The sequence below is a fragment of the Streptomyces sp. NPDC006711 genome (genome assembly GCF_042869775.1).
Classification (GTDB): domain Bacteria; phylum Actinomycetota; class Actinomycetes; order Streptomycetales; family Streptomycetaceae; genus Streptomyces.
In genome coordinates this window covers 39,450-61,891 of sequence record NZ_JBIAGO010000017.1, presented here as the reverse complement: position 1 = coordinate 61,891, position 22,442 = coordinate 39,450, and the positions used below count along the sequence as shown (strand labels likewise).

Annotated in this window: 19 protein-coding genes; 10 read left to right on the top strand and 9 right to left on the bottom strand. The window is 72.9% G+C overall.

What is annotated here, in order from left to right; genetic code table 11:
• Positions 1-117: 117 nt before the first annotated feature.
• On the top strand, positions 118-1,473 hold the full coding sequence (locus ACFYM2_RS27565) for an SWIM zinc finger family protein (protein ID WP_388839934.1): 1,356 nt from the start codon (positions 118-120) through the stop codon (positions 1,471-1,473).
• A 145-nt stretch (positions 1,474-1,618) separates the two neighbouring features.
• The gene (locus ACFYM2_RS27560; RefSeq protein WP_388840078.1) at positions 1,619-3,250 is read left to right on the top strand and encodes a DUF5691 domain-containing protein; all 1,632 of its coding nucleotides are present in this window, start codon (positions 1,619-1,621) and stop codon (positions 3,248-3,250) included.
• A gap of 581 nt (positions 3,251-3,831) precedes the next feature.
• On the opposite strand, the gene ACFYM2_RS27555 is transcribed toward ACFYM2_RS27560, so the two are convergent.
• Positions 3,832-4,236 carry a cobalamin B12-binding domain-containing protein gene (locus ACFYM2_RS27555; RefSeq protein WP_350232222.1) on the bottom strand — a complete coding sequence of 135 codons (405 nt, stop codon included), beginning with the start codon at positions 4,234-4,236 and terminating at the stop codon, positions 3,832-3,834.
• 346 nt (positions 4,237-4,582) lie between these two features.
• Between ACFYM2_RS27555 and ACFYM2_RS27550 the strand changes: the two genes are divergently transcribed.
• Together ACFYM2_RS27550 and ACFYM2_RS27545 are read left to right on the top strand one after the other, a co-directional pair.
• The gene (locus ACFYM2_RS27550; protein WP_388839931.1) at positions 4,583-5,461 is read left to right on the top strand and encodes an esterase/lipase family protein; all 879 of its coding nucleotides are present in this window, start codon (positions 4,583-4,585) and stop codon (positions 5,459-5,461) included.
• A 295-nt stretch (positions 5,462-5,756) separates the two neighbouring features.
• Positions 5,757-7,343 (top strand): M23 family metallopeptidase, encoded by a 1,587-nt coding sequence (locus ACFYM2_RS27545; RefSeq protein WP_388839928.1) that lies wholly within the window; start codon positions 5,757-5,759, stop codon positions 7,341-7,343.
• Positions 7,344-7,356: 13 nt separating this feature from the next.
• On the opposite strand, the gene pcrA is transcribed toward ACFYM2_RS27545, so the two are convergent.
• The gene (gene pcrA / locus ACFYM2_RS27540; RefSeq protein ID WP_359002277.1) at positions 7,357-9,828 is read right to left on the bottom strand and encodes a DNA helicase PcrA; all 2,472 of its coding nucleotides are present in this window, start codon (positions 9,826-9,828) and stop codon (positions 7,357-7,359) included.
• Positions 9,829-10,029: 201 nt separating this feature from the next.
• Between pcrA and ACFYM2_RS27535 the strand changes: the two genes are divergently transcribed.
• Positions 10,030-10,851 carry a C40 family peptidase gene (locus ACFYM2_RS27535; protein ID WP_388839925.1) on the top strand — a complete coding sequence of 274 codons (822 nt, stop codon included), beginning with the start codon at positions 10,030-10,032 and terminating at the stop codon, positions 10,849-10,851.
• Between the two features lie 96 nt (positions 10,852-10,947).
• Here the strand turns inward: ACFYM2_RS27535 and ACFYM2_RS27530 are convergent, their stop codons facing one another.
• Positions 10,948-11,301, bottom strand: a complete 354-nt coding sequence (locus ACFYM2_RS27530; RefSeq protein ID WP_388839922.1) for a hypothetical protein — start codon at positions 11,299-11,301, stop codon at positions 10,948-10,950.
• A gap of 368 nt (positions 11,302-11,669) precedes the next feature.
• Between ACFYM2_RS27530 and ACFYM2_RS27525 the strand changes: the two genes are divergently transcribed.
• On the top strand, positions 11,670-12,725 hold the full coding sequence (locus tag ACFYM2_RS27525) for an NlpC/P60 family protein (protein WP_359002281.1): 1,056 nt from the start codon (positions 11,670-11,672) through the stop codon (positions 12,723-12,725).
• Between the two features lie 30 nt (positions 12,726-12,755).
• On the opposite strand, the gene ACFYM2_RS27520 is transcribed toward ACFYM2_RS27525, so the two are convergent.
• From ACFYM2_RS27520 to ACFYM2_RS27505, 4 genes are all read right to left on the bottom strand, one after another.
• A complete protein-coding gene (locus tag ACFYM2_RS27520; protein WP_359002283.1) occupies positions 12,756-13,892 on the bottom strand; it encodes an alpha/beta hydrolase-fold protein in 1,137 nt (378 codons plus the stop codon).
• Between the two features lie 81 nt (positions 13,893-13,973).
• Positions 13,974-15,185, bottom strand: a complete 1,212-nt coding sequence (locus ACFYM2_RS27515; RefSeq protein ID WP_388840075.1) for an alpha/beta hydrolase — start codon at positions 15,183-15,185, stop codon at positions 13,974-13,976.
• An 80-nt stretch (positions 15,186-15,265) separates the two neighbouring features.
• Positions 15,266-15,946, bottom strand: coding sequence for a response regulator transcription factor (locus ACFYM2_RS27510; RefSeq protein ID WP_350232213.1), 681 nt, complete (start codon positions 15,944-15,946; stop codon positions 15,266-15,268).
• A complete protein-coding gene (locus tag ACFYM2_RS27505; RefSeq protein WP_359002287.1) occupies positions 15,943-17,220 on the bottom strand; it encodes a PspC domain-containing protein in 1,278 nt (425 codons plus the stop codon). Before ACFYM2_RS27505 ends, ACFYM2_RS27510 begins: the two co-directional genes overlap by 4 nt.
• Positions 17,221-17,354: 134 nt before the next feature.
• On the opposite strand from ACFYM2_RS27505, the gene ACFYM2_RS27500 reads away from it, so the two are divergent.
• Both ACFYM2_RS27500 and ACFYM2_RS27495 read left to right on the top strand, forming a co-directional pair.
• Positions 17,355-18,644 carry a PspC domain-containing protein gene (locus tag ACFYM2_RS27500; protein WP_388839919.1) on the top strand — a complete coding sequence of 430 codons (1,290 nt, stop codon included), beginning with the start codon at positions 17,355-17,357 and terminating at the stop codon, positions 18,642-18,644.
• Positions 18,631-18,897, top strand: a complete 267-nt coding sequence (locus ACFYM2_RS27495; RefSeq protein WP_359002291.1) for a hypothetical protein — start codon at positions 18,631-18,633, stop codon at positions 18,895-18,897. Before ACFYM2_RS27500 ends, ACFYM2_RS27495 begins: the two co-directional genes overlap by 14 nt.
• On the opposite strand, the gene ACFYM2_RS27490 is transcribed toward ACFYM2_RS27495, so the two are convergent.
• Positions 18,801-19,319 (bottom strand): DoxX family protein, encoded by a 519-nt coding sequence (locus ACFYM2_RS27490; protein WP_388840072.1) that lies wholly within the window; start codon positions 19,317-19,319, stop codon positions 18,801-18,803. The genes ACFYM2_RS27495 and ACFYM2_RS27490 overlap by 97 nt on opposite strands.
• Positions 19,320-19,574: 255 nt before the next feature.
• On the opposite strand from ACFYM2_RS27490, the gene ACFYM2_RS27485 reads away from it, so the two are divergent.
• On the top strand, positions 19,575-20,183 hold the full coding sequence (locus tag ACFYM2_RS27485; protein WP_359002293.1) for a TerD family protein: 609 nt from the start codon (positions 19,575-19,577) through the stop codon (positions 20,181-20,183).
• Between the two features lie 132 nt (positions 20,184-20,315).
• Entirely contained in the window at positions 20,316-20,663 is a 348-nt protein-coding gene (locus tag ACFYM2_RS27480) for a hypothetical protein (RefSeq protein WP_388839916.1), read from the top strand.
• 90 nt (positions 20,664-20,753) lie between these two features.
• On the opposite strand, the gene guaA is transcribed toward ACFYM2_RS27480, so the two are convergent.
• Positions 20,754-22,343 carry a glutamine-hydrolyzing GMP synthase gene (gene guaA, locus ACFYM2_RS27475; protein WP_359002297.1) on the bottom strand — a complete coding sequence of 530 codons (1,590 nt, stop codon included), beginning with the start codon at positions 22,341-22,343 and terminating at the stop codon, positions 20,754-20,756.
• Between the last annotated feature and the right edge of the window lie 99 nt (positions 22,344-22,442).

Genomic DNA, 22,442 nt, shown 5'->3' with positions numbered 1-22,442 from the left:
CGAGCCGTTCGGCCGGCTGTGGTCCCACCGTGCACCACGCCACTGACAATCGGCCGTGGGCGGTGGATCGTCGCAGGTCGGAGCCGATTGTCAGTGGCCGCCCGTACCTTCGGGGACATGACTCAGCAGGGGGTCCGCTGGACGGCGGAGCAGGTGCTGGCCCTGGCGCCTGACGACGCGTCACGCAAGGCGGGAAGCAGGCTCGGCGTGGCCGGGCCGTGGTCGGAGAGCGGGTGTGACGGTACGGGCGCCGTGTGGGGCCTGTGCGCGGGCAGCGGCGAGCAGCCGTACCGGACGGTGGTCGACACAACGGGCCCCGCTTTCCTGTGCGGTTGCCCGAGCCGGAAGTTCCCGTGCAAGCACGCGGTGGGGCTGCTTCTGCTCTGGACGGGCGGCGGGGCGGTGCCGGAGGGGACGGCGCCGGACTGGGCGGAGCGGTGGCTGGACGGCCGCCGGGGCGGCGAGCGCGGCGGGAGAGACGGTACGGGACCGGCGGGCGGCACCGGGGCCGTCGCCGACCCCGAGGCGGCCAGGCGGCGGGCCGAGAAACGGGCTGCCCGGATTACCTCGGGGGCCCTGGAGCTGGAGCAGCGGCTCGCGGATCTCCTGCGGGGCGGCCTCGCGGCGGCCGAGCGGCCCGGGTACGGCCTGTGGGAGGAGACGGCGGCCCGCATGGTGGACGCCCAGGCGCCCGGACTGGCCGCGCGGGTACGGGAGTTGGGCGCGATACCGGGCTCGGGGCCGGGCTGGCCGACGCGGCTTTTGGAGGAGTGCGCGCTGCTGCGCCTCCTGGACCGGGCGTGGCTCGGGCGGGACGCCGTGCCGGCCCCGTTGGCCGCCACGGTGCGTTCACGCGTCGGCGTGCCCGCAGCCCCGCAGGGCCCGGCGATCCGCGACAGCTGGCAGGTCATCGCCCAGTACGACACGGCCGACGCGAAGCTCACCACGCGCCGGATCTGGCTGTACGGAAGGGAATCGGGCCGCTCGGCGCTGGTTTTGGACTTCGGCGCGGCGGGCCGCGCCCCGTCGGTCGCGCTGCCGGTGGGCCTGGCGATCGACGCCGATCTGACGCCGTATCCCGGCGCGGGGCAGGTGCGGGCCGCCCTGGGCGAGCGGTACGGGGCTCCGGTCCCGGCCGGCGGTCCGCCGCCGGGCACCACGACGGCGCGGGCGCTGGAGCGGTACGGCCGGGCGCTCCTGGACGATCCGTGGCTCGACGCGTGCCCCACGACGCTCACCGAGGTCGTCCCGATACCCCCTCAGGACGGCCCCGACAGGTGGCAACTGGCCGACGCCGTAGGTGAGTTGGCGCTGCCAGTGGCCTCGGGTGGCGTCGGCCGCGCGGGGCTGTGGAAGCTCCTCGCCGTGTCCGGGGGCTCCCCGGTGACGGTGTTCGGCGAATGCGGCCACCGGGGTTTCACCCCGCTGGCGGTGTGGCCCGAAGGGGGCGCGGAAGCGGTGGCGTTGACGTGAGGGAGGGCGGCGGGAGCGGGTGCGCCGGGGGCGGGGCGCGGGTCCACGCACGGACGGCCCGGGCCGAAGCGAAGGGGGAGCAATGAGCGCGAGTACGAGCACGAGCACGAACACAAGTACGCACACGAGCATGGTCGGCACCGGCATGGAAGGGGATGGGGACGGCGATGGGGAGCCGAAGGGGGCGACGACAGCGGTGTCCCCGCCCTGGGACGAGTTGGTGAGCGCGGCGCTCCTCGGTACGGACCGGCGGCCGGCGGCCGGCCCGCCCGAGGAACTGCTGGACAACGCCGCGATACAGACGGTGCGCCGCAGGGCGGGGCTGGTCCCCGCGATGGCGGCTGGGCGTCCGCCGGCCGCGCCGCCCGATCCGCGCCGTGCGGTGCCACAGGCGGCGCGGCGTCGGCTGGCCCAGCTCCTCGCGGACCGTTCGGCGCCCGCCCACGCCGGTGGCCGGCGCGGCACGGCACCCGATCTCGGCGAGTTGCTGCCGCAGTGGCTGGCCCTCGCCAACGAACGGGGGATGCGCGCGCCCGCCGCGCTGCTGCCCGCGCTGCTCGACGCGGCCCGGGCCCGTACCGATCTGCGCCCGGGCGCCCTGACCTTCGCGGGCCCGCGCGGGCTGTGGCTGGCCCGGCACAACCCGGAGTGGCGGTTCGCGCTGCGGGGCGCCTCGGGCAGCGCGGCGCTGACCGACCCCGGGGACACCGTCGGCGTACAACGCCTGTGGCAGGAGGGCCTGTTCGCGGAACGGGTGGCGGTGCTCGGGGCGGTGCGGGCCCACGATCCGGACGCGGCACGCGCGTTGCTGGCCGGGACGTGGTCCACGGAGCGGGCCGAGGACCGGCTGATGTTCCTCGACTCGTTGCGCGACGGCCTCTCCGCTGCGGACGAGCCGTTCCTCGAAGGGGCGCTTGCCGACCGGAGCCGCAATGTGCGGGCGACGGCGGCGGAGTTGCTTTCGGCGCTGCCCGGTTCGGCGCTCGCGGGCCGGATGGCACGGCGAGCCGCGTCCTGCGTGTCCCTCGACCGGACGGGTGACGGGGCGGCGATCGCGGTGGAGGCGCCGCATGAGTGCGACGCGGAGATGCAGCGGGACGGCATCGCGCCGAGGCCGCCCGGGGGGCGGGGTGAACGGTCGTGGTGGCTGGGGCAGTTGGTGGAGTCCGCGCCGCTGGACAGCTGGCCGGCGCGGCTCGGCGGGCGGACGGCCCGGGCCGTCGTCGCGCTGCCCGTGACGGACGGCTGGGGCGTCGAGTTGCACGCGGCGTGGTGCCGGGCGGCGGTGCGGCAGGGCAACGCGGAGTGGGCACGGGCGCTGCTCGGCGCGCCTTCGCAGCCGCCCGGCGAGGGGGCGGGCACGGGGTCTCTGGCCGAGCGGGCCAAACTCCTGTCCATCCTGCCGCAGGAGGAACGGGCGGAGTGGGTGGCCCGGTTCATATCGGCGCACGGGCTGTCGGAGGCGTTCCAGCTACTCGGGGCCTGTGTGGTCCCGTGGGCCGGGGCGCTCGGGCGGGCCGTGGTGGACGCGTTGGAGATCGCGCGGGACGCGGGCAGCTATCCGTGGAGCTTCAGCGGGGTCATGGGCCTGGCGGAGCGCTGCCTCGATCCTTCGGAGTCGCCCCGCCTGGAGGCGCTGACGGCTGCGCCGCCGGAACGGGAGGGGGCGTCGCCGGGGGCGGGGTCGTACTGGGCGGAGGCGTTTCGGCGGCTGGTCGCGACGTTGTCGCTGCGCTTGGCGATGCGGGAGGAACTGGATGCGCGTCCCCCACGCTGAGCCCCGGCCCCACGCGCAGTTCCCCGCGCCCCTGACAGGGTCGGTGCTGGCCCGCGTTGGCAGCCTCCCAAACGGGCTCGGGTGCAGAGCCCAGGAACCCCGGCTGCGGACCGTGGGTGGCTGGTCGCGCAGTTCCCCGCGCCCCTGACCACTCGACGCTGGCCCGCATGGGCATACCCAGCCCGTCCGGCGTTTGAGGACGAGCGCCTTCAGCGCGAACGGGGTCTGGGGCGGAGCCCCGGGGAGCTTGGCTGCGGGCCGTGGTCGCTTCTCGCGCAGTTCCCCGCGCCCCCGGCGGGGTCCGTGCTGGCCCACTTGCGCATACCTAGCCCGTCCGGCGATTGAGGACGAGCGCCTTCAGCGCGAACGGGGTCTGGGGCGGAGCCCCGGGATCCTGAGGCTCGGCCCGCTCACAATCCCCCGGAGGGTTTCGGGAAGGGGCGGGGTGGGGCCATCACCGGGGTCTGGGGCGGAGCCCCAGGGACCTCGGCTGCGGGCCATGCGTGGCTGAGCGCGCAGTTCCCCGCGCCCCTGGCGGGGGCGGTGCTGGCCCGCGTTGGCCGACTCGGCCCGGGTCGGGTTTACGCGGCTCGGACGTTTTCGCGTACCCATCCGACGATCGCCCCGGTCGTCGCCCCCGGCGTGAAGATCTCCGCCACTCCGAGGTCCTTCAGGGGGGCGATGTCCGCCTCCGGGATGATGCCGCCGCCGAAGACCTTGATGTCCTCCGCCTCCCGCTCCTTCAACAGCTCGAGCACCTTCGCGAACAGCGTGTTGTGCGCCCCGGAGAGGATGGAGAGCCCGATCGCGTCGGCATCCTCCTGGATCGCGGTGTCGACGATCTGCTCGGGCGTCTGGTGCAGCCCGGTGTAGATGACCTCCATGCCGGCGTCCCGCAGCGCCCGCGCGATCACCTTGGCTCCGCGATCGTGACCGTCGAGCCCCGGCTTGGCCACCACCACGCGGATCGGACCAGTTACACCCATCACTGCCTCCACCTGTCCCACCTGCGCACCCCGCGCCGAAACCCGGGGAAGTGAACGAACGTTATCCACAGCATCCCGCACCCCGCCGTTTCGCGGTGGGGAGGGAGGGGGAAATCACACGTGGGACACGTTCGTTTCGCACCGTACCCGCATCGGCACCCGCACCGCAGCCGCCCCGGCCTGCCCGTCGGCGCGGCAGGAGGCGGGTCGTTCCCGGGCGGGCACGGCGCAGGGGAGCCGCTGTGAAGGCGCCGCACCACCGTGCCGTCAGCCGCACGGCACGGTGGTCCGGCTCCGCGTACCGAGGGGCCGGCCCGGGCGGGCCGGCCCTTGCCGGCGGAGCCCCATGAGGGCACACGGGGGACGGAGCGGTCGTCCGCATGCCATTCGGGAGGTCGCCGCCGTGCCGCTCTTGTCCTTACTGCCCGGGTGCCTGCGCCGGGCGTGGCTCTCGGTGGCGCTGATCCGCGCCACCGCGCTCGACCTGGCGGTGCTGGCCGGGCACCTGCTCCTCTACCCCACCGGCCTGACCCCCGAGCGCCACCCGGCGACCGGCCCGGACGCCACCACGCTGCCCACAACGGGCCGTTCGCACCCGCCCGTGGTCCTGCTGCACGGCTTCATCGACAACCGGTCCGTCTTCGTCCTGCTGCGCCGCTCGCTTGCCCGCCACGGCTGGCGGCACCTCGAATCCCTCAACTACTCGCCGCTGACCGCCGACATCAGGGCCGCCGCCGCCCTGCTCGGCCGTCATGTCGAGGACATCTGCGCCCGCACCGGCCACCCCGAGGTGGACATCGTGGGGCACAGCCTGGGCGGCCTGATAGCCCGCTACTACGTGCAGTGCCTGGGCGGCGAGCGCCGGGTCCGTACGCTGGTCACGCTCGGCACCCCGCATGGGGGGACGCGCTCGGCGCAGCTCGCGCACGCCCACCCGATCGGCCGGCAGATGTGCCCGGGCTCCGCGCTCATCGAGGAGCTGCGCGCTCCCGCGCCCGGCGTGCGCACCCGGTTCGTGGGGTTCTGGAGCGACCTCGACACGCTGATGATCCCGGTCGGCACGGCCCGCGTGGAGCACCCGGATCTGATCGCGCGGAACATCAGGGTCACGGGCATCGGGCATCTGGCCCTGCCGGTCCACCCGGCCGTCGCGGCCGGTGTGCGGCAGGCGCTGACCGCCGATGAGCCGGAGGCCGCCGGCCAGGACGCGTTCTCGGTGGCCTGAACGGCGGTGGCCTGAACGGCAGTGGCCTGAACACGCCCCCGCGCGGCGCGAGTCGGGGCCGCGCGGAACGTACGCACGTCCGCTCCGCGTCGAACGCGGGCCGAACACAGGGCCAAGGCTGTGCCCAGGGGCCGCCCAAAGGAAGCCGATTGCTCGTTTCCGCGGCCCGCGCGAGCCTCGAAGATTGTCGCCGTCGCGTACCGCCGGGTACAGTCACGCCACTGCTGCCCCCGGGACCCCCACCCCAGTGGGGACCCCGGCCGCAGGTTCTGTTGCCGAGGCGAGAGAGAAGTTGGTGACTGACCAGCACGCCCACGCCGGGTACGTCGGACATGACGGATACCTCAACGGCGGCAGTGGCCCGGGCGGCGACGGCCCCCACGCGCACAGCACGGGCAGTTTCGACGTCGACCCGCTCTTCGGCACCATGCGGGGCGGCCCCGGCGCTCCCTCCGCGCCGAGCGGCCACGCCCCGGACGGGACCGGCCAGTTCGACACCGGCGCCTTCGCCTCCCCGTACGACACCACCGGCACCTGGACGGTCCCGGCCCAGGCGACGGCGTACGGACACGGCGGCGCCCCGCACCACGACCCGCTGGGGACCGGCACGTTCCCGGCCGCCGCGTTCGACACCGCCGCGTTCGACACCGGCACCTTCACCACCGGCACCTTCGCCGCCCCCACCGGCACGTGCGACACGGGCCAGTTCGACACCGGCCAGTACGACACCGGCCGCTTCGACACGACCGGCCAGTGGGACGCCCACGCCTGGGCCCAGGCACAGGACACCGGCCAGTACGCCACCACCGCCCTCGCCTCCGCGTACGACACCACCGGGCAGTGGACCGTGCCCGGCACCCACGCCGACACCGGCACGTACGACGCGACCGCCTGGAACGCCACGACCGGCGCGACCGCGTGGAACGCGACGGCCGGCACGACGACCACGACGACCCTGGCGGACGCGGGGGCCCAACTCCCGCACGAGACAGCCCAGTTCCCCCAGGTGGAGCTCGCCGAGGTGTCCGGCCCCGGGCCCTGCGAGGCGCCGGGCGAGAGCGACGCGGCGGGTGAGAGCGACGCCGGCGCATCGCCGTCCGGCGCGGCGGTCCCGGCCTCGCGGGCCGAGGCGCGGCGCGCCGGCAACCGGCGGCGGCGTACCCCCGCCAAGCGTTCGGCGCTGCTGACCGTCGCGGTGCCGTCCGTGTGCGTGATGGGCGTCGCCGGTGTCGCGGTGGCCTCGGTGGACGGGCTGGGCGGCGGCAAGGACGGGGGCGGCGCCGTGCTGGCCGCGTCCGATCCCGCCTCGGTCAAGCCGGTCGCGGCCAACAAGAACCTGGACACCCAGCTCGCCCATCTCAGCGCCGGCGCGAACAGTTTCGCCGACCGGGCGAGCCGGACGCAGGAACGTATCGACCTCAAGGCCCGCCAGGACGCGGAGAAGAAGAAAAAGGAGGAGGCGGCCGCCGCCAAGGAGGCCGCCCGTCCCAAGTTCGTCCTGCCGGTGACGCAGAAGGGCCTCAGCGCCTACTACGGGCAGGCCGGCGTCAACTGGATGTCGGTGCACACCGGCATCGACTTCCCGGTCTCCTTCGGCACTCCCGTGATGTCGGCGATCGACGGCACGGTGCGCACCCAGTGGAACAGCGCCTACGGCAACATGGCCATAGTGACCGGCGCCGACGGCACCGAGACCTGGTACTGCCATCTGTCCAGCACCAAGATCCGCTCGGGTCCGGTGAAGGCCGGTGACGTCATCGCGTACTCGGGAAGCTCCGGCAACTCCACCGGACCGCACCTCCACTTCGAGGTGCGGCCGGACGGCGGTTCCTCGATCGACCCCCTGCCGTGGCTGCGCGGCCACGGCCTGGACCCGACGTGACGCCCAAGAGCGCTTAGAGCTTTTCGACCGGCGCGTACCGCAGCAGCAGCTTCTTGGGGCGCTCGTCGCCGAAGTCGATCGTGGCCTGGGCGTCCGAGCCGGAGCCCGTCACCGTCATCACGGTGCCCAGGCCGAACTGGTCGTGGGTGACGCGGTCGCCGACCGACAGGGAGATCACCGGCTTGTCGCTGCCGCGCCGGGTCGCGAAGCCCGACGGGCCCGCCTTGGAGCGCGAGGACGACAGTGAGTTGCCGATGCCGCCGCCGAGCGACTTCCCGGACACCGGGCCCGCCGGCGCGGACATCGGCCCGGTCCGCTTCCACTCCAGGTGCTGCACCGGGATCTCTTCCAGGAAGCGCGACGCCGGGTTGTACGAGGGCTGGCCCCACGCGCTGCGCATCGAGGAGCGCGTGAGATACAGCCGCTCGCGGGCGCGCGTGATGCCGACGTAGGCCAGGCGGCGCTCCTCCTCAAGCTCCTTGGCCTGGCCGAGCGCGCGCATGTGCGGGAAGACGCCGTCCTCCATGCCGGTCAGGAACACGACGGGGAATTCGAGGCCCTTGGCGGTGTGCAGGGTCATCAGGGTGATGACGCCGGAGCCGTCCTCGCTCTCGTCGGGGATCTGGTCGGAGTCGGCGACCAGGGCGACCTTCTCCAGGAACTCCGCGAGCGTGCCCGTGCCCGCGCCTTCCCCGCCGTCGGCCTCACCGCGTTCCTGCTCGAACTCCAGGGCCACGGCGGCCAGTTCCTGGAGGTTTTCGATGCGGGTCTCGTCCTGCGGGTCGGTGGATGCCTGCAACTCCGCGAGGTAGCCGGTCCGTTCGAGGACGGCTTCGAGCACGACGGCCGGGCCCGCGCCGGAGTCGACGATCGTCCGCAGCTCCTCCATCAGCGTGTTGAAGCGCTTGACGGCGTTGGCCGAGCGGGCCGCCATGCCGTACGCCTCGTCGACGCGGCGCAGCGCCTGCGGGAAGGTGATCTTCTCGCGCAGCGACAGGGCGTCGATCATGGCTTCGGCGCGCTCGCCGATGCCGCGCTTGGGGACGTTGAGGATGCGGCGCAGCGGGACGGTGTCCTCGGCGTTGGACAGGACGCGCAGATAGGCCAGGACGTCCCTGACCTCCTTGCGCTCGTAGAAGCGGACGCCGCCGACCACCTTGTAGGGCAGGCCGACCCGGATGAAGATCTCCTCGAAGACACGGGACTGCGCGTTGGTGCGGTAGAAGACCGCGACGTCGCCCGCCTTGGCTTCGCCCTTGTCGGTGAGCCGGTCGATCTCGTCGGCGACGAACTGCGCCTCGTCGTGCTCGGTGTCCGCGACATAGCCCGCGATCCGGGCGCCGGGCCCCGCGTCCGTCCACAGGTTCTTGGGGCGGCGGCTCTCGTTGCGCTCGATCACCGCGTTGGCCGCGGACAGGATCGTCTGGGTGGAGCGGTAGTTCTGTTCCAGGAGGATCGTCGTCGCGTCCGCGTAGTCCTCCTCGAACTGGAGGATGTTGCGGATCGTCGCGCCGCGGAAGGCGTAGATCGACTGGTCGGCGTCGCCCACCACGCACAGCTCGGCGGGGGCCTGCGCCTCGCCGGAGGGGCCCACCAGTTCCCGTACGAGGGTGTACTGGGCGTGGTTGGTGTCCTGGTACTCGTCCACCAGGACGTGCCGGAAGCGCAGCCGGTAGTGCTCGGCCACGTCCGGGAACGCCTGGAGGAGGTGGACCGTGGTCATGATGATGTCGTCGAAGTCGAGCGCGTTGGCCTCGCGCAGCCTCGCCTGGTACAGCGTGTAGGCCTGGGCGAGCGTCTTCTCAAAACCGTCCGCCGCCTGCCCGGCGAAGGTCTCCTCGTCGATCAGCTCGTTCTTCAGGTTGGACACCTTGGCGCTGAACGCCTTCGGCGGGAACTTCTTCGGGTCCAGTTCCAGATCGCGGCAGACCAGGGCCATCAGGCGCTTGGAGTCGGCCGCGTCGTAGATCGAGAACGACGAGGTGAAGCCGAGCTTCTTCGACTCGCGGCGCAGGATCCGCACGCACGCGCTGTGGAAGGTCATGACCCACATCGCGTTGGCGCGCGGGCCGACCAGCTGCTCGACGCGCTCCTTCATCTCGCCCGCGGCCTTGTTGGTGAAGGTGATCGCGAGGATCTGGCCGGGGTGCACGCCCCGGGTGGCCAGGAGGTGGGCGATACGGTGCGTGAGCACCCGGGTCTTGCCGGAGCCCGCGCCCGCGACGATGAGCAGCGGCGAACCCGCGTGCACGACGGCGGCGCGCTGCTGTTCGTTCAGCCCCTCCAGGAGGGCCGCCGCGTCGATCACCGGGCGCGGGGCGCCGCCCCGGTAGTGCGCGTCGCGGTCCACGGGCGCGTCGAACCGCCCGCCGAACAGGTCGTCCGGCACCGCTTCGGGCGCGTGCGACTCCTCAGGCGGGGGCGGGTGCTCCTCCTCGGAGGGCTGGAGGTCCGCCAGGAAGCTGTCGTCAAAGAGGCTGCTCATCGTCTCTTGAGTCTAGGCCGCCCCACTGACAGTCCGCCGCCCCCTTCGGAGAGAGCGCCCACGACTACGCACCGTGAAGGACATCGGCATGTATCGGGCCTGTCCGACATCAACCTTCCCAGGGGGCACGGGAGTTGGCTAGCGTTCCGCAGCAGCCGGGGGTGCCTCCGGCTTGGAACGACGCGGAAGGAGGGTTGTGGCTTGCCCTCCCACCGTAAGGCCCGCACCCGGCGGCGCGAGCGTCCGCGCCACGGCGACGGCGGCGCCGCGCTGCTCACCGCGCACGCGCCCGTCCTGGGTGTGACGACGGCCGCGCTCGCCTCGCTGAGCCTGCTCGCGCAGAGCGCGGGCCTCGGGTCCGCCGGGCAGGGGCCGAGCGCCGATGAGGTGCGCAGGAAGGTCGTCGACCTCTACCGTCAGGCGGATCCGGCCACCGCCACGGCCGTCACCGGATCCGTCGCCACCGCGGCCGCCACCGTGGCCACCTCCGTCGGGGCGGACGACGCGACCGCCGCCGCTCACCGGCGGGCCGAGGCGAACCGGGCGGCGGCCGCGCTGAGCGCCACGCGGCGGTCGCTGCGGGCCGCCAAGCGGGAGGCCCAGCACAAGCTGACGGCGGCCCGCGCGCTGCTCGCCGTCCCGGTGCCCGCGCCCGACTCCGCGCCCACCCACGGGCTCAAGGCCGCCGGGGCCCTGGCCTTCGCCCGCGCCCAGGTGGGCAAGCCGTATGTGCGGGGCGCGGCCGGTCCCGCCTCCTACGACTGCGCGGGCCTGACCCGTGCGGCGTGGATGGCGGCCGGAGTGGAGCTGCCGCGCGCCGCCCGTGACCAGACGACGGCGGGCGCCGAGGTCGCGCCCGGCGAGCTGCGCCCGGGCGACCTGCTCTTCTTCTACGACGACCGCAGTCACGTCGGCCTCTACAGCGGCCGCGGCATGATGATCCACGCGCCGCACTCGGGGGCGTACGTCCGCGAGGAGCCGGTCGGCTGTCTGCCGGTGCGGGGCGCGGTCAGACCCGGCTAGGGGGTGTCTGGTGGATCAGGGTCGCCCCCGGCCATGGTCCACCAGACACCCCCTAGCGCGCGGGGTCCGCGCCGCCCCGCGCGGAGCGCGCCCGGCTCAGTGCCAGAGCAGCGCGATGAAGATGTTCACGACGGTCAGCGCGCCGACGGCGCCGAACACGCCCTTCTCGATCCGCTCCTCGTCCCGCTTCACGTAGACGAGCCCGAGGATGACGATCAGGACCGCGAGCTTCACGCCGATCTTGAGCGTGTTCACGCTCTCGGCGTTGGCCTGGGTGAGGCCGACCAGGGCGACGCCGGTGACCAGCATGGTCAGGGCGCCGTGCAGCATGCCGGGGACGAAGCGTGCGGTGCCCGCGCTCATCGCCTTCATCTGCGTGAGGAATCCGCCGAGCAGCGCGGCGATGCCGATGATGTGCAGGCCGACGACGACATTGATGAGTACGTCCATGGGGCGGAGCCTAATTCCCGCGTAGCAGGGCCGGTGCGGCGGGTGGGGCAGGACCGGCACTTCGGTCACAGCCGGCCCACAGGGCGGGGCGGCGATGTCCCCGGCCCGGTCGGATCCGATCAGTACATCGCCGGAAAGCGGCACTTCCCGTCATGACCTCGCTGGGCCGTGTCGCCCAGGTTTAGCGTCCTTGCCCAGGTGACCGACTCCCCACCGCCGCCGCACCACCGGGCGGCTGTCGGACACCCGCGCCGAAAGGTCCGGCGGCGGGCCGCTCCCCCTGTGCGGTCCGTCGTCGGAACGGCTCCCCTCGCGGGGCGCCGCAGCAGCGCGCAAGCACTGCCGTACGGAAGGACGTGAAGGCCCTCGTGGCTGCGCACCGCAAGCCCAGGCGGCATCCGCTCACCGGTCCCGCCGCCCGCACCGCCGCGACGCTCGCCCTGGCGTCGGCGGCCACCGCCACACTTTTCGAGGGCTCCGGGCACGCGGACCCCCAGCTCACACCGGCGCAGGTGAAGGCCAAGGTCGACCAGCTGTACCACGACGCGGAGGTCGCCACGGAGGCGTACGACGGGACGAAGGAGAAGGCGGACGCGACCGAGCGGGCGCTGAACGCGCTGCGGGACGAGGCCGCGCGCAGGACCGCCGAGCTCAACTCGGCGCGCGCCGCGCTCGGATCGATCGCGGCCGCCCAGTACCGCAGCGGGACCATCGCCCCCGAACTCCAGCTCTTCCTCTCCGCCGACCCGGCGCGGTACCTGGACGACGCCGCGCTCGCCCAGCACACCGGGGAGCGCACCGCGAGCGCCGTCGCCGGGGTGCGGGGGCAGCTCGCGGGCCTCGACCGGCTGCGCGCGACCGCCGGCACCAAGCTCGCCGAGCTGCGCGGTCAGCAGTCCACGCTGAGCCGGCAGAAGAGCGCCATCCAGACGAAGATCGCCTCGGCCGAGGCGCTGCTGGCCCGGCTCAGCCGGCCCGAGCGGGCGGCCTACGAGCAGAACGGCGCGGCGCCCGACGCCGCGCGCGCCAGCCGCTCGTCCGACACCCCGCGCGAGCTTCTGGCGGCCGCGCCGAGCTCCCGCGCGGCGGCCGCCGTCGCCTTCGCCTACAGCGCGCTCGGCAAGCCGTACGTCTGGGGCGCGACCGGCCCCTCCTCCTTCGACTGCTCGGGCCTGACCCAGGCCGCCTGGCGCGCGGCCGGGGTGCAGCTGCCGAGGACCACGTACACCCAGATCAACGCGGGGAGCGCGGTCTCCCGTTCCCAGCTGGCGCCGGGCGATCTGGTGTTCTTCTACTCCGGGATCAGCCACGTCGGGCTCTACATCGGCGACGGCAAGATGATCCACGCGCCGCATCCGGGGGCGCCGGTGCGGGTCGCGCCGGTGGACGAGATGCCGTTCGCCGGGGCGGTGCGGCCCGCGTGAGGCACGCGCCCCGTCATAATTGACGCTCCGTCAGACCCCGCGCCCGGCGGCCGGCTTGGCGCCCGCGCCCATCTCCTTGGTCAGCCAGCGGAAGACGTCGGGCACCTGGCCCTTCCACACCGAGCTCGCGTGGCCGCCGCCGTTGAGCTTGACCGCGGTCACCGAGGTGGGCGCCTTGGCCGCCTTCTTCAGGGCCAGGCCGTCGTTGTAGCCGTCGTTCTGCTCACCGGAGACGAACAGCGAGACGCGCGGCGGGGTCGCGGCGTGCTTGAGGATCCACAGCGGGTTGGACTCCTCGCGCAGCTTGGGGTCCTTCGCGGTGATCGAGTCCTTCTCGGCGGCCGGATCGTTGTAGCCGGACAGGTCCACGCCGGCGCGGTAGCGGTCGGGGTGCTCGACGGCGAGCTTGGCGGCGCAGTGGGCGCCCGCCGAGTACCCGGCGACGGCCCAGCCGTCGGCGCCGGTGTCGGCGCGGAAGTTGTCGGTGACCATCTTGCGGACGTCCACGCTCAGCCAGGTGTCCGCGTTGACGACGCCCGGCACATTGGCGCAGCCGGTGTCCTTGCCGCTCAGGAGCGTGGTGCGCGGCGAGACGAGGATGAACGGCGCGACCTCGCCCCGCTCCATCAGCGGCGTGAGCTGTTCCTGCGACTTCAGCGTGCCGAACCAGGCCCCTATCGACCCCGGGTAGCCGGGCAGCAGCTCGACGACGGGGAAGGTCTTGTCCTTGTACGCCGGGTCGTCGTACTGCGGCGGCAGCCACACCGCCACATCGCCCTCGACCCCGGAGACCTGCCCCTTGAGCATGGTCTTCATGACGTCCTTGCCGACCTTGTTCGTGTACGGCTCGAACTTCTGCTTCACCTTGGGCTCACTGGCGGCGTTTCGGCCACCGGTGCCGTCGGGGCCGAGGTCGGGGGCCGCGTTGACGTGGTTGGCGCCGCCGAGCAGGTCGTCCCAGGTGTCATAGAGGCCGTTGGCGTCGTTGACGAGCAGGAAGACCACCAGGATCGCGGTGACCTGGGCGAAGCCCAGCATGAGGAGCCGGGAGATCCAGCGCACGATCGCCGGACCGCCGATCCTGGTCCACAGGACGAGGGGCAGCAGCAGGGCGGCCGCGGCCGCGAGGATCGCGGTCACGAAGAAGGGGGTTCCGGTCAGGCTCATCACGCACCCGAAGAGGGGCGCCCATGGACGCCAGTTGCCCTCTTTGCCAGTGTTTTACCAAAGGGTGACGCCTTGCGCCGTTTACTTCTCCCCCCGTACGCCGCCACCGGCCGCGGCCCGCACGACCGCCGCGTGAGCGCCCATCCGGCCGGTGAGCGGCGCGGGCCTGGGGTGCTGGGCGCTCTTGACGCCGCTCACCTGGCCGGACAGCCAGCGGAACAGGTCCGGCACCAGCGGCCGCCACACCGAGTTCAGATGCCCCCCGGCGGTTTCGCGCACCCAGATCCTGGTGGGCGGCTTGGCGGCGGCGCGCAGCGCGAGCCCGTCCTCGTAGCCGTCGCCGGACTGGCCGGTGAGGAAGAGCGAGGTGCGCGGCGGGCGCTTGGCGTGGGTCAGCATCCACAGCGGGTCGGTCCGGCGCCGCAGCGCCGGGTCGCCGGCCGTGACCGAGCCCGGCTCGGCGGCGGGGTCGTTGTAGCCGGACAGGGCGATGCCCGCGCGGTAGCGGTCGGGGTGTTCGATGGCGAGCTTGGCCGAACAGTGCGCCCCGGCCGATATCCCGGCGACGGCCCAGCCGTCGGCTTCGGTGTCGGCGCGGAAGTTGTCGGTGACCATCTTGCGGACGTCCACGCTCAGCCAGGTGTCCGCGTTGACGACGCCCGGCACATTGGCGCAGCCCGTGTCGCGCCCCGGAAGCAGCGAGGTGCGCGGCGCCACCAGGATGAACGGCTTGACCTCGCCCTTGTTCATCAGCGGTGCGAGCTGCCTCGCGACGTCGAGGTTGGTGAACCAGTCCCGGGCCGAGCCGGGATAGCCCGGCAGCAGTTCGGCCACGGGGAAGTCCTTGTCGCGGAAGGCCGGGTCGTCGTACTGCGGCGGCAGCCACACGTACACCTCGCCCTCCGCCCCGGAGACCCGGCCGGTCAGCTGGGTGACCCGGACGCCCGCGCCGAGGTCCGACTCGTCCGCCGCCGTGAAGCTCTGCCGCACCCGGGGCCGGCCGGCGACGCCGTGCCCGCCGGTGCCGTCGGCGCCGAGGTCGGGCGCGGCGACGACATGGCTGTCGGTGCCGAGCAGGTCACCCCAGGTGTCGTAGAGACCGTTGGCGTCGTTGACGGCGACGAACACCACGAGGACCGCCGACGCCTGGGCGGTGACCACCATGAGGAGCCGCACGGCGCCGCGCACCAGGGCCGACCCCTTGACCCGGTGCCACCCTAGGAGCGGCACCAGGACGGCGAGCGCGGCGACCATGATCGCGGTCGCGAAGAAGGGCGTTCCGGTCAGGCTCATCACGACCGCCAAGAGTGACATGCGCGGGCCCGGGTTGCCGGTTTTTCCATGGTTTTACGCGGGTGAACCGCGGCCGCCGGTCAGACCAGCCGCCGCGCGGTCGCCCACCGGGTGAGTTCGTGCCGGTTGGAGAGCTGGAGCTTGCGCAGGACCGCCGATACATGGGATTCGACCGTCTTGACGGAGATGAACAGCTGTTTGGCGATCTCCTTGTAGGCGTAGCCCCGGGCGATGAGCCGCAGCACCTCGCGCTCGCGCTGGGTGAGACGGTCCATGTCCTCGTCGGCCGGCGGCGCGTCCGTCGAGGCGAACGCGTCCAGGACGAAGCCCGCCAGGCGCGGCGAGAACACCGCGTCGCCGTCCTGCACCCGGAAGATCGAGTCGATCAGGTCGGCGCCGGTGATGGTCTTGGTGACGTAACCGCGCGCGCCGCCCCGGATCACACCGATCACGTCCTCGGCGGCGTCCGAGACCGACAGCGCGAGGAAGCGCACCGGGTTCTCCGCGTCCGCCATCATCGCCGCCGAGCGGCGCAGCACCTCCACGCCGCCGCCCCCGGGCAGGTGGACGTCGAGCAGCACGACCTCCGGGCGGGTCGCGGTGATGACCGTGACCGCCTGGTCCACGTCGGCGGCCTCCCCCACCACCTCGACGCCGGTGGTCGCGGTCTGGCCGATCTCCGCCTGGACCCCGGTGCGGAACATCCGGTGGTCGTCGACGAGGACCACCCTGACGTGGCGGCCTGTCGTTTCCTCGGTCATTCCTGTGCCCTCTCCATCTCCAGCTCGACCTCGGTGCCCCCGCCGGGCACCGAACGCAGCCTGGCGCTGCCGCCGTTGCGCCGCATCCGGCCGATGATTGATTCTCGTACGCCCATGCGGTCGCCGGGCACCGCGTCCAGGTCGAATCCGGGCCCCCGGTCGCGTACCGAGACGAAGACCGTGCGGCCCTCGACCTCCGCGTACACCTGGACGGCGCCGCCCTCGCCACCGTACTTGGCCGCGTTCACCATGGCCTCGCGCGCGGCCTGCATCTGCGCGGACAGGCCGTCGTCCAGCGGGCAGTCGCCGACGACGACCACCTCCAGGGGAACGCCGTGCTTGTCCTCGACCTCGGCGGCCGCCTTCTTTACCGCATCGGCGAGCGTCTGGGGTTCCTCCTCCTTGTCCTTGCCTGTGCCCTCAGGCTTGTACAGCCAGGCCCGCAACTCCCGCTCCTGGGCCCGGGCCAGGCGCCGCACCTCGCCCGCGCTGTCCGCGTTGCGCTGGATCAAGGTCAGGGTGTGCAGCACCGAATCGTGGACGTGGGCGGCGACTTCGGCCCGCTCCTGGGCGCGGATGCGCATCAGGCGCTCCTCGGACAGGTCCTGCGTCATGCGCACCAGGTAGGGCCCGGCGAGCAGGGCGATGCCGGCGAGCACCGCGATCGCGGCGGTCATCACGCTGCCGAGCTGCGCCGCCGAGCCGTTGACCACCACGAAGCCGGTCAGCCCCGTGCCGACCAGGGCGACCCCGGCGAGCCCCCGGGCCAGCGGGAGCCAGCGGCTGCGCCGGGCGCCCTCGGTCCAGCGGGCCCGGCGGGTGTTGTCGGCCTGGCGCCACACCAGGACGACGCCGACGCCGATGAGCAGGGTGGGGAAGACATACGGATTGGCCCAGCCGCCCACGTCCACCTTGGAGGCGAAGATCGCGGCGCCGAGCACCAGCGCGATCAGCGCGACGACCTGGCCCTTGTCCGGTTTGCGCAACCGGCGCCTGCCGTCCGCACTGGCCTCGAAGGCGGAGTACCGCTCGGCCGTGCCGCCGAGCCCGAGCGGCACCACGAACCAGAACGCCGCGTACAGCAGCGCCCCCAGGCCGTTGACCGACAGGAGGCCGAGGAAGACGATCCGCACCCACACCACCGGAAGCCCGAGGTGCCCGGCGAGGCCGCGCGCGACGCCGCCGAGCATCCGCCCCTCGGCGGAGCGGTACAGCTTGCGGACCGGCACGTCGTCGGCCTCGGGCGGCGACAGGCGGGGGGTGGCGACTGGCATGCCACGATCGTCACACGGCCCCGGCCCGCCGGGCATCAGGGTTGCCCCCCAGGCTTCCCCGAGGAGGCGAAATCAGGGTGAGGCCAGGGTCGGGACGGGTGCCGTGGGCCGCGTGGGCCCGTCACCATGGACGTATGAGCACGCCGACCGAGACCCCCCTCGCGCCGCCCGACCCGGACCCCGCGCCACCCCAGGTGCGCCGCAGCGGCCGCAACAAGGTCATCGGCGGTGTCTGCGGCGGCCTCGGCCGGTGCTGCGACGTGGATCCGGTGATCTTCCGGATCGCGCTCGGCGTGCTCGCGGCCACCGGCGGCCTCGGCCTGGTCCTGTACGGCTTCGCCTGGCTGCTGCTGCCGCTCGAGGGGGAGGACGAGAACGAGGCCCGCCGCCTGCTCACCGGCCGCGTCGAGGGCGCGGCGCTCGTCGCCGTCCTGATGGCCCTGGCCGGCTGCGGCATCTTCCTGACGATGCTGCGCAACGGCCCGGTGATGACGTTCGCCGTGCTGCTCGTCCTGCTGACGGCGGGGGCCGGCGTCTGGTCGCAGCGCCGCGCCGTCACCCCGGCGGACACCCCGCTCGACCCGGTCGCCGCGCAGGCCGCAGCGGACGCGCCGCCGGAGACCAAGGCGCCGCCCGCGCCGTCCCCGCCGTCCTGGTGGCGCGACCCGATCATCAAGGACGGCACGACGGGACCGGTGGCCACGGGCTATCTGTGGGGCCCCGCCGACGCGTCCGGGACCCCGCTCGCCAAGACCGGGAAGGCAGCGAAGGCGACGGCGCGCGAAGGCCGGGGCTCGCGCTCCATCGGCGGTCTCGTCCTCCTGGCGGCGCTGCTCGCCTTCGGCGCGGGGCTCGGCCACGGCTGGGGCCGTCAACCGCTCGGCACCGGCCTGGAGTTCGGCTTCGCGGCCGCGCTCGCGGTGTTCGGGCTCGGGCTCGTGTTCAGCTCGTTCCTCGGCCGTACGGGCTGGGGCACGCTGTTCCTCGCGGTGCTCACGGCGGCCCTGCTCGCCGGGTCCGCCGCCCTGCCCAAGTCGATCGACGCGCGGTGGGCGCGGACCGACTGGGCACCGGCGGTGGCAGGCGAGGTGCGGCCCGGGTACCGGCTCGGCACGGGCGACGCCACCCTCGATCTGAGCCGGATCACCGTGCCGGCCGGAGGGACCCTGACCACCGGCGCCGAGCTCGGCGCCGGCCGCGCCAGGGTCGTCGTACCGAAGGACGTGACCGTGAAGATGAGCTTGGACCTGGGCGTCGCCGGTGTCCGGCTTCCCGGCGAGAGGCCGGACGACATGCGGGTCGCGACGCACCAGAAGCGGACCCTCACGCTGGACCCGCCCGCCGGCGCGAAACCCGCGGGCACCTTGGAGCTGCGGCTCAAGGTCGCCGTCGGCGAGGTGGAGGTGGACCGTGCCGCGTCATGAGTTCCGCCCCGGCCGGGTCGTCGCCGGGCTCGCCCTGATCGCCACCGCCGTGCTGTTCGCGGGGGACGCGGCGGGACGGTGGGACGCCCCCTCCCCCACGGTGATCCCGCTGGTGTGCGGGGGCCTTGGCATCGCCTCGCTGGTGGGCTGGATCGACTACGGGGTGCGCCGGCGCCGCCGCCCGGCGAGCAGGGCGTCGAGCGACAGCAATGGCGTCCCGGCCAGCACGAGCGGCAGCCAGGCCATCAAGTAGGCCAGGTCGTTGCCGTAGTAGTACGGGCTGGTCCGCCAGCTCACCGTGAGCCACAGCGAGAGCGAGATGAGGGCGCCGCCCAGCGCGGCGAGCCGCCCGAACAGGCCGAGCAGCGTGCCGACGCCGACGGCGAGCTCTCCGAGCGCGATGGCGTACCCGAAGCCGGCCGGGCTCTTGAGGGCGAGGTCCACGAGCGCGGGGACGGCGGCGCTGTCCCGCACGCCGTGCATCAGCTCGCCGATCGAGCCGGCCCCGCCGGCATGCGGGAACGCGCTGTCGGTCAGCTTGTCCAGGCCGGCGTAGACGAACGTCACGCCGAGAAAGATCCGCAGCGGCACCAGCGCGTACGTGCGGGCGGTGGCCCGCCACCCCCGGGGCCGGTCCGTCCCGGCCCGCCCCCCGGTCGCGTATCCATGCACCATGGCTGATTCCGCCTCCATCCGTTTTCACCTGTCACCAGACGATACGGACGGGGGGAACGCGTGTCTCAATCCCCCGCGCGACACCGCTCGGCCACGCCGACTGGTCGTACGACGTCAGGAACGAGGCAGGGGTGGGGCTGGTGTTGTTCCGCGCGGGTGTGGTTCCGTCCCTAACTCGGTAGCCCGTCCGAGTGATTGAATGGCCCACAACGGGCCGCACCTTGACAAATCCTGACACCGGAAAGGTTCCACATCATGACTACGCCTTCCACACCCAACGTCCTCACCCTGACCAAGGAGCACGGCGCAGCCGACCTCGACGGTGTGACGAAGATGGGCATCGGCGCGTCCTGGGACACCACGGCCGGCGGGGGCAACGCCCTGCTGGGCGCCCTGCGCAAGGCGCGCGGCACCGACCTCGACGTCTTCGCCATCCTCATGAACGGCAAGGACCCGGTCCGTTACGCCGGCCTTGACGTGACCGACCCGCTCCAGAACGGCGGCGTGACCTCCACCGGTGACAACCAGACCGGGCGCGGTGACGGCGACGACGAGCTGATCGAGGTCACCTTCGACCGGGTCCCGCCGCAGGTGACCAGCATTGTGTTCGTCTGCGCCGCCTACAAGAAGGGCAGCGACTTCAAGAAGGCCGCGAACGTGTCCTTCAAGGTCTACGACAGCACGGGCGGCACCACGCAGCAGGTCGCCGACATATGGCCCTCGCTCCTCGGCAGCGGCAACGCCATCGCGGTCGCCAAGGCGTACCGCGTCGGCGCGTCGTGGAAGCTCGAGGTCATCAACTCGCGCGGCACGGTCAAGCAGGGCGACCAGGAGAGCCTGCTGCGCTTCGCGGTCAACAAGTAACCCCCTTCGCCGGCCCGGGCGTTGAGGGCTTCCTCCCTCTTGCCTCTTCCCCCTTCTCGTCCGGGGCGGCTCGTGCCATCGTGATTTGACTGACAGTCAGGTGACGGACCGGGCGAGTGGGAGGGCACCTACGTGGCGCAGGACTGGACGGCGGTCTATCTGGCGCACCGGGAGACGTACGCCGCGTTCTTGACCGCGACGGACATGGAGGCCCGCGTGTCGTGGCGGCGCTGGCGCGGGGAGTACGAGGACCGCCAGCAGGCGCTGGCCGCGACGGACGCGGCTTTCTCCACGACGCAGTCCGCCTTCAACATGATCGACCTGGAGGCGGTCGGCGCGGCGCCGGAGGCGTCGGCGCTGGTCGCGGCGATCCGGGCGATGCATGAGGCGGAGGCGGAGCCGGCGGGGGTGTGGGAGGAGTTCACCCGCCTCCGCGGGGAGTTCGTCGCGGCGGCGCGGGAGCATTTGAAGGCGCACTGAGGTTTTGAAGGCGCACTGCGGTGAGGTGTGCGCATATGGCGACGGCGCCGGCCCGGAAGGGGGCGGCGCCGTCGGCTGTGCGGGGTGGGGTCACTCCCACTCGATGGTGCCCGGGGGCTTGCTGGTCACGTCCAGGACCACCCGGTTGACCTCGGCCACCTCGTTGGTGATGCGGGTGGAGATCTTCGCCAGGACGTCGTACGGCATCCGCGTCCAGTCCGCCGTCATCGCGTCCTCGGAGGAGACCGGGCGCAGCACGATGGGGTGGCCGTAGGTGCGGCCGTCGCCCTGGACGCCGACCGAGCGCACATCGGCGAGCAGCACGACCGGGCACTGCCAGATCTCGCGGTCGAGGCCGGCCGCCGACAGCTCCTCGCGGGCGATCGCGTCGGCCTCGCGCAGCAGGTCCAGGCGGTCCTTGGTGACCTCGCCGACGATGCGGATACCCAGGCCGGGGCCCGGGAACGGCTGGCGCTGGACGATCTCGTCCGGCAGGCCGAGCTCCTGGCCCACCATGCGGACCTCGTCCTTGAAGAGCTTGCGCAGCGGCTCGACGAGCTCGAACTCGATGTCGTCGGGCAGGCCGCCCACGTTGTGGTGCGACTTGATGTTCGCGGTGCCGGTGCCGCCGCCGGACTCCACGACGTCCGGGTAGAGCGTGCCCTGCACCAGGAAGGCGACCTCGGGGCCGTCCTCCTGGAGGATTTCGAGCTGCGCCTGCTCGAAGACGCGGATGAACTCGCGGCCGATGATCTTGCGCTTCTCCTCGGGGTCGGAGACTCCGGCGAGCGCGTTCAAGAACCGCTCCTGCGCGTCGACGACCTTGAGGTTGGCGCCGGTGGCGGCCACGAAGTCCTTCTCGACCTGCTCGGTCTCGCCCTTGCGCATCAGACCGTGGTCCACGTACACACAGGTCAGCTGCGAGCCGATGGCCTTCTGCACGAGGGCCGCGGCGACCGCGGAGTCCACGCCGCCGGACAGGCCGCAGATCGCGCGCTTGTCGCCGACCTGCTCGCGGATAAGGGCGACCTGCTCCTCGACGACGTTGTGCGTCGTCCAGGTCGGCTCGATGCCCGCGCCGCGGTAGAGGAAGTGCTCCAGGATCTGCTGGCCGTGCGTGGAGTGCAGCACCTCGGGGTGGTACTGGACCGCGTACAGCTTCTTCTCGTCGTTCTCGAAGGCCGCGACCGGCACGACGTCGGTGGAGGCCGTCACGGTGAAGCCCTCGGGCGCCGCCGAGCAGGCGTCGCCGTGCGACATCCACACCGACTGCTGGTCCGGGGTGCCCTCGAAGAGGGTGGAGGAGGGCTTGGTGACGGTCAGCGCGGTGCGGCCGTACTCGCGGGCGCCGTTGTCGTCGACCGTGCCGCCGAGCGTCGTCGCCATCAGCTGGAAGCCGTAGCACATGCCGAACACCGGCACCCCGGCCTCGAAGAGCGAGCGGTCCAGACGCGGGGCGCCCTCGGCGTACACGGAGGACGGACCGCCGGAGAGGATGATCGCCTTCGGGTTCTTGGCCAGCATCTCGGCCACGGGCATGGAGCTCGGGACGATCTCGCTGTAGACCCGGGCCTCGCGGACGCGGCGGGCGATGAGCTGGGCGTACTGCGCGCCGAAGTCGACAACCAGGACGACGTCCGGGTTGCTGTCGGGCGCGGCTGCGGAGGGTGCTGCTGGCACGGGTGGCGGCCTTCCGGCAATGGGGAGGGGGTCGGTATTTGTCAATTCTACCGGGGCCGGCGACGGCCGGTTCGTCTCACCATCCGAACCCTGGTTGGC